Origin of the sequence: Halomonas sp. N3-2A (assembly GCF_002216165.1) — a bacterium.
Classification (GTDB): domain Bacteria; phylum Pseudomonadota; class Gammaproteobacteria; order Pseudomonadales; family Halomonadaceae; genus Vreelandella.
In genome coordinates, this window is sequence record NZ_CP022286.1 from 4,566,697 (window position 1) to 4,579,417 (window position 12,721).

Genomic DNA, 12,721 nt, shown 5'->3' on the forward strand with positions numbered 1-12,721 from the left:
TAATTTCCTAAACGGTTAAATGAGCGGTAGGGCGCGTGGCCGTATGCGGTTGAAGCTCTAAGGTGTGATGGATGCGTAGCCGCTGTCCCAGACGTTGACGCCATTCGCTTAAACAGTTGCCAGTCAGCGGGGTAAATAGCGGCACTACCTGAGCGGCAGCAAGCTGATCGGCAAGCGCTACTAGGTGGGAGGCGCGCAGATGCACATTCCAGCGCTGCCAGCTTATCTCGCCTGCGGCGAGTTGAACTTGGCGTTCAGGTGTTAGGTAACCGGTGTGCAGTAGCTGGTAATTGGGCCATTGGTCGGGCGTATCATTGCGATCACTGACCAACTGCAGCGCTGGCTGCGAAGCATTCCGCCGTTCTAACAGTGCGCTAATCGCACTGTCGAGACCTGGGCGGCGTAAGTCGCTTGGCAGTGCTAGCAATGCGGCGAGGTTATCGCGAATAATTGGGTCAATGGCGAAAGGGAGCTGACGACGGTCGGCCTCTTCCGACAGCCACAGGGCCATTTCCAGGGCGCGCCCTGTTTCAGGCACCGGTAATACTAACGGCTGGTCAAGCTGCAGACGAATAGCCTGCACGCAGCTTTCCTGGGGTTGGTCATAGTTGCCATAGGAAGCGTCCAGCAGCGCCGTGCGTGCAGGTGGCGGTGTATCGAAAGGAAACAAGCGGGATTCAAAACAGGCATCGCCGCTGTAGAAAATGCCGCCATCCACGTCCAAGTGCAGCCAAACGCCGCCTAGCGAGTGCCCTGCTTGGCCGGTGGTCACCTTGATACCTTCGACCATAAGGCTTCCGCGTGCTGGCAAAGGCTGCCAAGCGCGGTGTTTAGGCAATGTGTTGGCGACTAAGGGCGTGCAGTAGAGCGGGATAGTATCGGGCAGTTCGGCAACGCCACCGATATGGTCAATATGGTCGTGGCTAATCAGAATAGCGTCTACGTCCAAGCCATCTGCCCAGGTGATAGGCTCCCCAGGGTGCAGCGCACCCCCTGCGTCCAGCAGCAGCCGCTTGCCGTTGGTTTCGACCACGATAGCGGCTGGGCCTTTACCCCCCAGCCCGCTTAATAGATGAATACGAGTGCTCATTGGTCAGGCTCCAGACACCAGCCTTCCAATAGCCGCAGAGCGACTTGTTGGCCCTCTTCAAGCGCGTGGTGATGGTAAGCCAGCAAGGCTTCGCCGCTGGGCAGACGCAGGTGTAACTCGTAGCGTTCACCACGAAAGGTCAGCCGCTCGACGCGCCCGGTGAGGTCATGTTCATTGGGAGCTTGGGCGTCTACGCGAATATGTTCGGGGCGAACCAGGACGGGTTGACGTGCAGCTTGGGAGCGGGAGCTGTGTGCCGCAGCCAGCCCTTGCATCAGGGCACTTTCCGTTAGCCGCTGCCCTGGCGCGCCGTTGGCAATGGCCAACTGGCTACCTTGACCGATAAAGCTGGCCACCCATTCGCTGCGCGGTTGGCGATAAAGCGTTTCGGGCGTTGCCCACTGTACTAGCTCCCCATCGCGCATTACGGCAATGCGGTCCGCCATCGCCATGGCTTCACTTTGATCGTGAGTGACGTACACCATCGTCGCGCGGGTACGGCGGTGGAAATCCACAAAGCTGTGTTCCATGGAGGCACGCAGATTACGGTCTAGATTGGCCAGCGGCTCATCCAGCAGTACAACCGCAGGGTCGGTCACTAGACAGCGGGCTAGCGCGACCCGTTGGCGCTGACCACCGCTTAGCTCCTGTGGCGAACGCTGTGCATAGGGTTCCAAGGCTACCTGAGCCAGTGCATGAGCAACTCGGCGTTGATATTCACTGCCCTGAATGCGGCGCAGTTTGAGTGGGTAACCGACGTTGTCGGCCACGTTCATATGCGGCCAGAGCGCGTATGACTGAAACACCATCGCCATGTTGCGCTGCTCTGGTGGTACATGGTGATGGCGGCTGGCTAGCAGCGTATCGTTCAGGCGTATTTCGCCGCCAGTGACATTTTCGAACCCCGCCAGCATACGTAGCATGGTGGTTTTACCGCAGCCGCTGGGGCCCAGCAGTGCCACAAATTCCCCTGGTGCAATCTCTAGCGAGAGGTCATTGACCGCGCGATGGTCGCCAAACTGTTTGGTGACCTGTTGAATTGCTAGCCCTGCCATGGCACGACTCCTTTGGGTAAACGAGGGGCGAGCAGGCTGAGCGACAGCATCAGCGTGGCGACCATGAGGACCACCAGTACCGATACCGCCGATGCCAGCACGCTCTCACCGCCCTCATCAAGGTTAAAAATCAACACGCCCAGCGTTTCGTTGCCGGCGCTCCAAAGCAGTGCCGATACCGTCAGCTCGTTCACCGCCAACAGGAAGACCAACAGCCCCCCGGCAAATAGCGATGGCGCAATCAGCGGCAGTACGATCGTGGTTAGCCGCCGCCACGGGCCTGCCCCCGCCAGCTGTGCGGCTTCTTCCAAGGAGGGATCAAGCTGGGCCAGGCTGGCGCTAACGGGTTTGAGGCATACCACTAAGAAACGCGCCAGATAGGCCACAAAGATCAGCCCGAGCGTGCCGTAGAGCGCAACGTTGATCAGCGGCAGAGGGCGTACGAACAGCAAAATGCAGGCGATCGCCAGCACTACACCAGGCAGTGCGTAGGGCAGTTCAATAGCGCTGAGCGTCAACTGCTGAAGGCGAGGTGGCAGCCGCTGCAGGCGATACGCTAGCGGCAGACTGCACAGCATAAGCACCAGCGCGGCACCGCCTGCTAGCCATAGGCTGTTGCGCACAGCGCGCCAGGTGGCGCCTTGGCGGCCAATCACTTCGTGATAGGCGTTTAATGTCACGCTATCGAAGCTGAGGGGAACGCCCATGGCGGGCACCAATGAGCTGACCACCAGCGCCGCGAGTGGTGCGACGAGAATCACCAATAAAACGCCGACGAGTACGGTCGTCACCGCTGGCCCAAAGCGGCCCAGGGTAAAGTCATGAGAGCGACCGCTATGGCCGCCTAAGCCAAAGCGGCTGCGATTCATCCAGTACTGCTGTAAGGCAACGCCTGCCAGTGCCAGCACACCAATCAATAACGATAGCGCTGCCATTTCCGCCAACACGCCAGTACCAAAGCTAGCCATACGCTGGTAGATCAGCGTCGGTAACACGTAGTAGCCCGCTGGAATCCCCAGCATGGCAGGAATGCCGAAGTTGCCCAGGCTAGAAATAAACGCCATCGCCGCCCCGGCGATTAAACCGTGTCGAGTGACTGGCAAAATAATCTGCCCCCAGACTTGGGTCTGGCGCGCGCCGCTGATGCGGGCTGCTTCGATAAGCTCGCGGGGGAGTGAGATCAGTGAGGTGCGCAGCGCTAAAAAGACCAGCGGTGCGCTTTGAATTCCCAGCAACAGCGCAATGCCTTCCGCTGAGTAGAGCGGCTGGGGGCTGCCCAGCGGCGGCGCCATACCAATGCTTTTCAGCAACGGGCTGGCGGGGCCGAACAGCTGTAGCCAGCTCAGCGCCGTCACCTGAGGGGGAATCATCATCGGCAGCATAAAGCAGAACACAAGCCACGCTTTGCCACGGATGTCGGTCAGCGTAATCACGAAGGCGAATAGGCTACCCAGCACCAGCGCAATCAACATGCCAAGACCCGAGGTATACACACTGTGCCACAGCGCTCGCCAAGTACTCGCTGCGTTAAGCACCTTCCATAGCGGTGATTCGCTGCCCTGGCCAAGGTCACTAAGTGCCTCAGCCAGTAGCCGCAGGCTAGGCGCTAGGCTTAATAGCACCACCGTGAGTGTGATTAGGCTGAGCAGCCAGCGGTGCTGGCTGCCAACGTTAAGCGACGGTGTCATGGTTAGCCGCCAAACAGGTCGCTAAAGCGCTGCTTCAACGTCTCTTCCTGCTCCAGTGCTTGCTCAATATTGATCGGCATTAGCTGGATAGCATCACGAGCGGGAAAGCCTTCAGGCGCTGCAACAGCCGGGTGGGCAGGTAGGTAGCCTTGCTGGCTGACGAGTTCTTGGCCTTGTTGGGAAAGCACGAAATCGACAAATTTCTGCGCGGCGTCCGGGTTGTTAGCACCCTGCATAATTGCGACGGGCTCGGTGACCGCACTAACGCCCTCTGCGGGGAAGACAAACTCAACCGGCGAGCCCTTGGCGGCCTCGCGAATCGGCAGAAAATCCACCACGATGCCGTAGGGCTTCGTGCCTGAGGCAACGGCATTGAACACGCCGCCATTCCCGCCCTGAGCTTCTGCACGATTAGCTTGCAGCGCCTCGTAGTAGCCCATTCCAAGGTCGGGGTTGTCGCTCAGCGCGGCCATATGAATCAGCGCTGCGCCGGAATAGAGCGGGCTTGGCATTGTTACCAGGCCTTCATAGTCAGGCCCCGTCAGATCTTGCCAACGCTGCGGCTGATGCTCGGCAGCGGTGTTATACACAATCCCTGTGGTGATCAGTTTGGTGCCGTAGAAGTAGCCTTCCGGATCGTATAGCGCCTCATCATAAGCCTCCCGCTCTGGGCTGAGGTAAGCCTGCAAATGGCCCTCCTGCTTGAGTGAGGTCATGGTCATGCTGTCAGCAATTAATAGTACGTCTGGGTTGCTGACACCCGCGGAAAGCTCTGAGCGTAGGCGAGTCATCAGGCGAGTGGTGCCATCGCGTACCCACTCCACCTCAATATCAGGATAGGCGGCCTGAAAAGCATCCACGGTTTGTTGGGCATCGCTATTCGGTTGGCTGGTATAGAGCACCAATTTGTCATCAGCCAGCAGTGACGACGATAGAGCAAAGCTTGCAAGCGTAACGGCAGTGCACAGTGAGCGCTTCAACATCGTAAAACCTCCAGTAGGTGAACACTGATCACACTACTGTCATCGCCTTACAACATCGTGACACTACGCTTTCGTTTGATGGCGCTAGGCTTTCGCCTGTCAAAAAAAGGCTTTCGTTACTAAGGTGGTCGCCAACGTGAAGAAAATAATGGGCTTAAACGAGCGCCGCCGTGCCGTGTTGGCACAGGTGCGCCAGCAAGGTCGCCAGCCCCTGGAGTCGCTAGCTGGCCAGTTTGATGTGTCGATACAAACACTGCGTGGGGATGTTCGTGTCTTGGCTGAGCAAGGGCTGGTATTGCGTCGCCACGGAGAAGTGTTGCCATTTCCCGATCAGGAGAATATTGGCTACGATCAGCGCCAAATCGTTAATCAAGCGGGTAAGCGTCAGATTGCCCGCCAGGCCGCTTCGCTGGTTCAGCATCACCAATCGCTATTTTTAGGTACGGGCACTACGGTAGAGCAACTGGCTGACGCCTTACGCGATAAGCAAGGTCTGCAGATTATGACCAATAACCTGCACGCACTCATCAAACTGTGCACCATGGAGTGCGAGCTGGTGGTAGCGGGTGGGCGGGTACGGCGGCGTGATCAAGATGTGATTGGCGGCGATGCCTGGCGCTTCTTTCAACGCTACCGGGTGGATGTCGGCATTGTCTCAGTGGGCGGCATGGACAGTGATGGCCATTTATATGACTACAATGATGACGAAGTTATGGCTCGCGAAGCGCTGCTATCCCATGCCGCCTATCGCATTCTGGTGCTGGATAAAACCAAATTCGACCTACCGCTGCGCTGTGCCGCTGGCCAGCTTGCTGACTATCATGCGGTGATTACTGATAGCCCGCTACCGGATAGGTTGCGCAGCCCTCTGGCCGCGAGAGGAGTGCGATTTTTAAGCTAACGATGAGACATCTTAAGCATCGTGATCAGTATCAGGTAACTGCTTGAAATAGACGTAGCGGTGTAAACGAATCGCTGGACGTATCAAGAGCTGTACGCTACCAAGCACAAATAGCCATACGCCGACGGTCAGTATCGTGCCGCTGTAAAAAAAGCAGATGCTGCCGATAGTAAACCAAATGCCAATCATGAAGTCGTTCATTATGCTTAGTACTTCATAACGACGGTGAACGATTAGCTCGCGATGACCAATAGTAAATGTCCAATCGTTTGTTGATGGGTCTTGCTGACGTTGCATCGTGCTCTCCTTGTCGTCGGTTGCTGTGCTAATCGTGTTATGACAGTTTCGCTACGCTTGCGTATGAAGGTGTTTGACAACCATTCCCCAGTGTGACAAATAAAAACGCATTTTTCGTGAGGAATAAAATGGTGGCACACGAACAGGCCTATCAAGCGTTAGAGGTAGATACTCTGGCCCAGCGGTTGGGGAGTGTCGAGGCAGTGGCAAGCCGAGTCGGCGCCAACCCTGAGCAGTGGCAGATTCGCGAAGTAGGGGATGGCAATCTCAACTTGGTGTTCATTGTATCGGGGAGTGCGGGAAGCGTGGTGGTAAAACAAGCGCTACCCTATGTGCGTATGGTCGGTGAGAGCTGGCCGCTGCCACTTTATCGCGCCCACTTTGAGTATTACGCCCTGGTACGCCAAGCCCAGCGTGCGCCGGGCATCGCCCCTGAGGTGTTCTATTTCGACAAGCCCCAAGCGCTGATTGTCATGGAGTACCTTTACCCGCACACGATTCTGCGTCGCAAACTGATCAGCGGTGAGCGGGTTGCTCAGCTTGGCGAAACCATCGGTGAATTCTGTGCGCGCATGGCGTTTCGTGGCTCGGAACTCTCCTTAAGCAGCCCTGAGAAGAAAGCCGACGTGGGGCTGTTTTCAGGCAACGTGGCGATTCCTGCGATTACCGAATCCCTAGTGTTTACCGACCCCTATTATGGCGCCGAAATGAACCGCCATACACCGGAGCTTTCGCCGATAGTGGATGAACTGCGCCGTAATGCGCGCTTAAAAGCTAAGGTACAGCGGTTGTTGATGAAGTTCACTGCGAACACGGAAACCATGTTGCACGGTGATTTGCACTCTGGGTCAATTATGGCCACTGAGTCGGATGTGCGGGTGATTGATCCCGAGTTTTCCCAGTATGGCCCAATGGCCTTTGATCTAGGCATGGCCGTTGCCAACTTCCTGATGGCCTATTTCAGCCAGCCCGCCCACCGCCAAGCCGATGAGCTTGATGCCTACCAAGCGTGGATTCTTGACGTGATTGAAGCGTGCTTTACCCGCTTTGACGCTGAGTTCCGCCATCTATGGCAAACCGAACGCACCGGCATTCTGTTCCCCAAGGCGCTATTTGAAGCGCAGGGAAACAGCGCTGACGACGCCTGCGATGCGCTGCTTGAAGAGATTCGCCTTGATGCACTGGCTTATTGCGGCATTGAAATGCACCGTCGAGTTTTATCGCTGGCCCATAACGCTGACTTTGAAGAGATCGAAGACACCGCGCTGCGCGCTAAGCTTGAAGCACGCAATGTGCTGATGGGCCAAGCGCTGATTATGGAGCCGGAGGCTTACTGTGATTTTGCCGCGCTGGCGGAGCTTGCCAAGACGTATAACCAGCAAGAGGTGTTATAAACGCTTACCCCTCTCGATATAATGGACTTCTCGATAATGGCACTGTGGCTGATCCCGCCTCGGTGCCAACCTCGGCAACGCTGGCGCGTTGCTTCGCGGGTGCGCTGACGCTTACGCCGCGCTACATAATGAGCCCAACTCAACTATTGTTAAGCCCCGTAGCGCGGTGCAACGAATCTCGCGAGGGACGAGCGTATGAGGCACCCGCGGGCGGCGCTATCTCCCACGATTCACTACTTACGATTTACTATTCACTAATCAAAGCTGATCCAGGCGATCAAACTTCCCGGCGATATCGCCCGACGTTTCCCTGCGCTCAAACAGCACACTCACCTTGTTCACCTCAGCAGTAATCTGCTTAACGGCTTTATCTTGAATTTAGACCGCTAAAACCGTTGACGTTCAAAAGGGGACATAATAGTCTGTAGATAGACATATGTGTTCAAAATATGGTTGATCTATCCGACATATTAGGACGGAGATTATCCATGGCCGCATAGGCCCTGTCAGCAGGGTTATTGTCACGGAAAGCTGAGCGTGGAGAGGAGCGCTTATATTAAGAACAAAAGCGTGGAGAGGAACGCTTATATGAACAATAAAAGAAACCCTTCGGTGCTCATTATTGGGGCAGGAGCAACGGGCATGCTATCGGCAATCCGGCTCCGCGAGTCTGGCATCACCGACATCACCATCATCGAAAAGTCCGACCGCGTCGGCGGTACATGGCGCGACAATACTTATCCTGGTGTCGCCTGCGATATTCCATCACATCATTACTGCTACTCCTTCGAACCCATTCCCTGGAAGCATCAGTGCGCAGTGGGCGAAGAACTGCAGGATTATATGGAGTACGTTGGTTGGAAATACGGGGTGACGGGAGCCGTCCGCTTCAATGAGATCGTGACCTCCTGCGTTTACGATGATCTGGGAAAATGGACCGTCAAAACGGATAAGGGCGCAATATTCGTTGTCGACTTTGTGATAGCGGCTACGGGGCTACTGCATCATCCTAGGTATCCTGAAATCGATGGATTGGAGGATTTTGAAGGCGCCAGCTGGCACACCGCCCGTTGGAATCATGATGTCGATCTGACTGGCAAGCGTATTGGCGTGATCGGAACTGGATCAACGTCGCATCAGGTGGTTCCCGAGCTGGTCAATGCAGGTCGCGATGTCAGCGTTTTCCAGCGCACGCCGCAGTGGGTGTTTCCGTTCCCGAACGTGAAGTTCCCGGAGTGGCTGCGCAACCGCTGGCGGAAAAAGCCTGAGCGCATGCGGTTCTGGAAGTGGTGCTACAAAACCTTTATTGAGCAGTTCATTATCAAGGCCACCGTCGGAGCGCCTGTACAAGGTGCGCTAATGAGGGCCCTGGTGAAATCACATCTGCGCTTCGCAGTGCGGAACAAGAGCCTGCGACAGAAGTTGACGCCGGACTACGGTGTTGGATGCAAGCGACTGGTGGTGAATACTACCTTCTATCCCGCGATCCAGAAGCCCAATGCGCATCTGATTACTGACGGCATCACGCGGATCGAACCTAGAGGTGTGCGAACCGAGGATGGAAAGCTCCACGAGTTGGACGTGCTGGTGTTCTCCACCGGGTTTTACAACTTCAACTACATGCGCCCGATGGAAGTTGTCGGACGCGCTGGGCATACCATTGAAGATAGCTGGAGGGCAGGCCGATACCGCACCAGCCGAGCTGTTTTGATGGAGCATTTCCCCAACTATTTCTTGATGCTGGGCCCTGGTTCACCCGTTGGCAATAACTCGGTTATCAGTATCGCCGAGGAGCAAGTCGAATATGTGCTGAAGTTGATTAATCTCTGGCGCGATAAACAAGCGGATGAGATTGAGCCAACGCCTGAAGCAGTGCAGTCATTCACCAATTACATCAAAGATGGTCTCGAAGGCTCTGTCTGGGTGGCTGGTTGCCAGAGCTGGTACCTGGATGCCGACGGCGTTCCCGCCGTGTTTCCCTATCCTTGGGACAATTTCGTCAAATCCATGGCGTCCGTGAACACCGATGAACTAACGATGCGACTGTTCGAGGCATCAGAGGTGGCCCATGCAGTTTGACTATGTGATCGTTGGTGGAGGCTCGGCAGGCGCTGCTTTGGCCGCGCGCCTTTCACATAACCCCAATGTCAGTGTCTGCCTTCTGGAAGCTGGAGGCGATGGTAAGGCCCTTATGGTGAGGTTGCCTACTGGGGTGGTAACGCAGATGGCAAGCATCCCGCTAAGCAAAAATAATCGGATATTCGAAACCATCCCGCAACCTGGATTGAATGGGCGCAGGGGCTATCAGCCGCGTGGCAAAGGGCTAGGGGGGTCGTCAGCGATTAACGCGATGGTCTATACCCGCGGAAACCGTCGCGACTACGATGGCTGGGCGGAAATGGGCTGTAATGGCTGGTCCTATGACGAAGTACTGCCCTATTTCCGACGTTCTGAGAACAATGTACGCGGGGCGGATGCCTACCATGGTGGCGATGGGCCGCTCCATGTCAGCGATCCCGTTTCACCACGCCAAATCACAGAGGAATGGGTCCGTGCCGGAGAGGCCAATAACCTACCTCGGAACGATGACTTCAACGGGGAGCGCCAGAATGGGATCGGCACCTATCAGGTCAACCAATTCCACAATTCCAAGCGCGGCGAGCGCTGCTCAGCCGCGGCCGCCTATCTGCATCCGGTAATGCACCGACCGAACCTGACGGTCATCACAAACGCCTTCACCAAGAAGGTTCTGATAGAGGACAAACGCGCGACAGGCGTGCTTTACCAGCGCGGTAAGACGCAAGAGACGATCTTTGCGCGCAAAGAAGTGATTCTGTCCGCCGGCACTTTCCAGACGCCGCAACTGCTTATGCTCTCCGGGATCGGCCCGTCTGAGGACCTTTCCGAGCACGGGGTCGAGGTTGTCTATCATGCGCCAGAAGTGGGGAAGAACCTGCAGGACCATATCGACATGGTGCTTGCTTACCGGGTCAATACCACCGATGTGTTTGGCGTCGGCATTGCTGGCGGACTGCGACTGATCAAGTCCATATTTCAATGGAAGCGCGACGGACTGGGCATGCTTACCAGTAATTTCGCCGAAGGTGGAGCATTTTTCACTGTCGGCGAGGAGGGTGATGATTGGCCTGATACGCAGTTGCATTTCGCTATCGCTCGCATCGAAGATCATGGACGCCAGATCAGGCCAGGCTATGGTGTTTCCTGCCATGCCTGCATTTTGCGACCCCATAGCCGGGGCTCGGTGCGCCTGGGATCCCCTGATCCAATGGACTCGCCGCTGATCGACCCGCAATTTCTTTCCGATGAACGTGATGCCGCACTGCTGCTGAAAAGCGTGAAAAAGGTGATGGCGATTATGGAGACACCTCCGATTGCCAACAGGATCAGCAAAAACTTCACCACGGGTCACGTTAGAAGCGATGCTGAACTGCTAGATATCATCCACAACAAGGCCGATACGGTGTATCACCCGGTCGGTACCTGCCGGATGGGCAGCGATGTGGGTGCCGTTGTGGATCCCCGTCTCCGTGTGAATGGGGTGCAGGGGCTGCGCGTGGTCGATGCGTCGATCATGCCACGACTGATCAGCGCCAACACCAATGCGGCCACCATCATGATTGCAGAGAAAGCCGCCGATATGATCTTCGAGGATGCGGGGATTTTACCAACGAGCACAGCCAGCGGCCGGGGGAGGGCCGAGGCGTCCAACATGGGGAATACACCATGAAGCCAAGCACGCTTGACCAGCTTTTCGATTTCGCCGAACGCGCCGACTCCGGTCGCCCGGCCTTTCTCGATCTCAGTGGGCGTAGCCTGTCTGGCCCAGAATTCGCCCAGTTGACCCGCAGGACCGCCAATGGCCTGAAGTCGCTAAATGTGCATCAGGGCGCGGGTGTCGCGATATTGGGGCTCAACTCGGTCGAGACCTTTCAGACTCTTTGCGCCAGCGGTTTGGCCGGGTTGGTTGCCGTACCGCTGAACCTGCGCTGGTCACCGGACGAGCTGGTCTACGCGATTGAGGATGCGAACTGCGCAGTGTTGGCAGTCGAAGCGCCGTTCCTGCCATTGGCTGAGGCGATACAAGCCAAGACCGACGTCGTTCAGGAAATCATCCTTATGGGGCCGGGCGAGGAGCCCGAAGGTATCAGGCCGCTGGCCGAGGTCACCGGCGAGCCGGTGGTGCTGGAGCTTGATCGCGATCCGGACAAGGAGGTGCTTATCCTCTATACCGGTGGTACGACCGGCAGGTCCAAAGGTGTGATCCATACCCATAAAACATTGATGGCGGCGGCTGAAATCAGTGTTCAGGCTGATTTCCCTGGTGCTGCGAGAGCCTATCTAAGCGGCTTTCCATTCTTCCATATTGCTGGCGTCGTACCGGCGTTCGCGCGCTTGGCACAGCGGTCGACCAGTTTCCTCGTTCCGAAATTTCAACCCGACCTGATCATTACCGCGGTCAACAACTTCGGCGTTGATGAATTGGGGCTCGCGCCAACGATGATGCAAATGCTGATTTCGGACGAGGCTTTCGACCCAGGGGACTTTTCTGGTGTAAAGCGTATTCTCTATGGTGCCTCACCGATCACTCAGGGGTTAATGGCGCAGCTACTTGCGAATTTTCCCAATGCTGGCTTTACACAGGGCTATGGCATGACGGAGGCGGGAATCTGTGCTTTTCTCGGCACCCAGTTCCACGTCGGCGACCTGGCCAGAATCCACGCCGCAGGCCAACCCGGTTCGCCCGCGGTGCGTATCCAGATCGAAGATGAGTCGGGTTGTGAACTACCTCGGGGCGACGCAGGCGAAATCGTCATCTACAGCCCCGCCATCATGGCGCGCTATCAAAATAATCCGCAAGCCACAGCGCAGGCGATCCGCAATGGTGGGCTGCGAACAGGGGATTTGGGCTATGTGGATGAGATGGGCGTGCTTTACCTGAAAGACCGCATCAAGGACATGATTATCACCGGTGGCGAAAACGTCTACTCCGTCGAAGTGGAAAGCGCATTATCCACCCATCCGGATGTCGCCCAGGTCGCCGTTATCGGCGTGCCGGATGAAAAATGGGGTGAGGCGGTGCACGCCGTTATTGTCCCGGTAGGCGAAAAAGCGCCAGCCTTGGAGCATCTTCAGGCGCACGCGAGGGAGAGAATTGCGGGATACAAATGTCCACGCTCGATCTCTATCGTCGAGGAATTACCGCTGTCGCCAATGAACAAGGTACTCAAGCATGAGCTGCGTGCGCGGCATCTGAAAACGCTCGAAGCTGAATCGAAATGAGCCTGCCGAAAG

General features: G+C 56.5%; 10 protein-coding genes. 5 read left to right on the plus strand and 5 right to left on the minus strand.

Translation table 11 applies throughout. The features are described from left to right. Positions 1-7: 7 nt before the first annotated feature. The 4 genes from CEK60_RS21090 to CEK60_RS21105 are packed head-to-tail and all read right to left on the minus strand — an operon-like array spanning position 8 to position 4,816. Complete coding sequence (locus tag CEK60_RS21090) at positions 8-1,090, minus strand: MBL fold metallo-hydrolase (protein ID WP_089040681.1); 1,083 nt, start codon at positions 1,088-1,090, stop codon at positions 8-10. Beyond that, positions 1,087-2,145 (minus strand): ABC transporter ATP-binding protein, encoded by a 1,059-nt coding sequence (locus tag CEK60_RS21095; RefSeq protein WP_089040682.1) that lies wholly within the window; start codon positions 2,143-2,145, stop codon positions 1,087-1,089. The genes CEK60_RS21090 and CEK60_RS21095 overlap by 4 nt, the downstream gene beginning before the upstream one ends. Further along, the gene (locus CEK60_RS21100) at positions 2,133-3,833 is read right to left on the minus strand and encodes an ABC transporter permease (RefSeq protein ID WP_089040683.1); all 1,701 of its coding nucleotides are present in this window, start codon (positions 3,831-3,833) and stop codon (positions 2,133-2,135) included. Before CEK60_RS21100 ends, CEK60_RS21095 begins: the two co-directional genes overlap by 13 nt. A gap of 2 nt (positions 3,834-3,835) precedes the next feature. Continuing rightward, complete coding sequence (locus CEK60_RS21105) at positions 3,836-4,816, minus strand: ABC transporter substrate-binding protein (protein ID WP_089040684.1); 981 nt, start codon at positions 4,814-4,816, stop codon at positions 3,836-3,838. 148 nt (positions 4,817-4,964) lie between these two features. On the opposite strand from CEK60_RS21105, the gene CEK60_RS21110 reads away from it, so the two are divergent. After that, positions 4,965-5,717 carry a DeoR/GlpR family DNA-binding transcription regulator gene (locus CEK60_RS21110; RefSeq protein ID WP_089040685.1) on the plus strand — a complete coding sequence of 251 codons (753 nt, stop codon included), beginning with the start codon at positions 4,965-4,967 and terminating at the stop codon, positions 5,715-5,717. 12 nt (positions 5,718-5,729) lie between these two features. Here the strand turns inward: CEK60_RS21110 and CEK60_RS21115 are convergent, their stop codons facing one another. After that, positions 5,730-6,014: a YrhK family protein gene (locus tag CEK60_RS21115; protein WP_089040686.1), complete on the minus strand. Its 285-nt coding sequence runs from the start codon at positions 6,012-6,014 to the stop codon at positions 5,730-5,732. 128 nt (positions 6,015-6,142) lie between these two features. On the opposite strand from CEK60_RS21115, the gene mtnK reads away from it, so the two are divergent. The 4 genes from mtnK to CEK60_RS21135 all read left to right on the plus strand — a co-directional run bounded on the left by mtnK (position 6,143) and on the right by CEK60_RS21135 (position 12,709). Further along, positions 6,143-7,408 carry an S-methyl-5-thioribose kinase gene (gene mtnK / locus CEK60_RS21120; protein WP_232471425.1) on the plus strand — a complete coding sequence of 422 codons (1,266 nt, stop codon included), beginning with the start codon at positions 6,143-6,145 and terminating at the stop codon, positions 7,406-7,408. Between the two features lie 588 nt (positions 7,409-7,996). After that, positions 7,997-9,487, plus strand: coding sequence for a flavin-containing monooxygenase (locus CEK60_RS21125; protein WP_089041012.1), 1,491 nt, complete (start codon positions 7,997-7,999; stop codon positions 9,485-9,487). Beyond that, the gene (locus CEK60_RS21130; RefSeq protein ID WP_089040687.1) at positions 9,477-11,156 is read left to right on the plus strand and encodes a GMC family oxidoreductase; all 1,680 of its coding nucleotides are present in this window, start codon (positions 9,477-9,479) and stop codon (positions 11,154-11,156) included. Before CEK60_RS21125 ends, CEK60_RS21130 begins: the two co-directional genes overlap by 11 nt. Next, the gene (locus CEK60_RS21135) at positions 11,153-12,709 is read left to right on the plus strand and encodes a class I adenylate-forming enzyme family protein (RefSeq protein WP_089040688.1); all 1,557 of its coding nucleotides are present in this window, start codon (positions 11,153-11,155) and stop codon (positions 12,707-12,709) included. The genes CEK60_RS21130 and CEK60_RS21135 overlap by 4 nt, the downstream gene beginning before the upstream one ends. Positions 12,710-12,721: the final 12 nt, after the last annotated feature.

Excerpts from the sequence above, each read along its gene's own strand:
- CEK60_RS21090 (WP_089040681.1), bottom strand. The coding sequence starts at position 1,090 with ATGAGCACTCGTATTCATCTATTAAGCGGGCTGGGGGGTAAAGGCCCA.
- CEK60_RS21095 (WP_089040682.1), bottom strand. The coding sequence starts at position 2,145 with ATGGCAGGGCTAGCAATTCAACAGGTCACCAAACAGTTTGGCGACCAT.
- CEK60_RS21100 (WP_089040683.1), bottom strand. The coding sequence starts at position 3,833 with ATGACACCGTCGCTTAACGTTGGCAGCCAGCACCGCTGGCTGCTCAGC.
- CEK60_RS21105 (WP_089040684.1), bottom strand. The coding sequence starts at position 4,816 with ATGTTGAAGCGCTCACTGTGCACTGCCGTTACGCTTGCAAGCTTTGCT.
- CEK60_RS21110 (WP_089040685.1), top strand. The coding sequence starts at position 4,965 with ATGGGCTTAAACGAGCGCCGCCGTGCCGTGTTGGCACAGGTGCGCCAG.
- CEK60_RS21115 (WP_089040686.1), bottom strand. The coding sequence starts at position 6,014 with ATGCAACGTCAGCAAGACCCATCAACAAACGATTGGACATTTACTATT.
- mtnK (WP_232471425.1), top strand. The coding sequence starts at position 6,143 with ATGGTGGCACACGAACAGGCCTATCAAGCGTTAGAGGTAGATACTCTG.
- CEK60_RS21125 (WP_089041012.1), top strand. The coding sequence starts at position 7,997 with ATGAACAATAAAAGAAACCCTTCGGTGCTCATTATTGGGGCAGGAGCA.
- CEK60_RS21130 (WP_089040687.1), top strand. The coding sequence starts at position 9,477 with ATGCAGTTTGACTATGTGATCGTTGGTGGAGGCTCGGCAGGCGCTGCT.
- CEK60_RS21135 (WP_089040688.1), top strand. The coding sequence starts at position 11,153 with ATGAAGCCAAGCACGCTTGACCAGCTTTTCGATTTCGCCGAACGCGCC.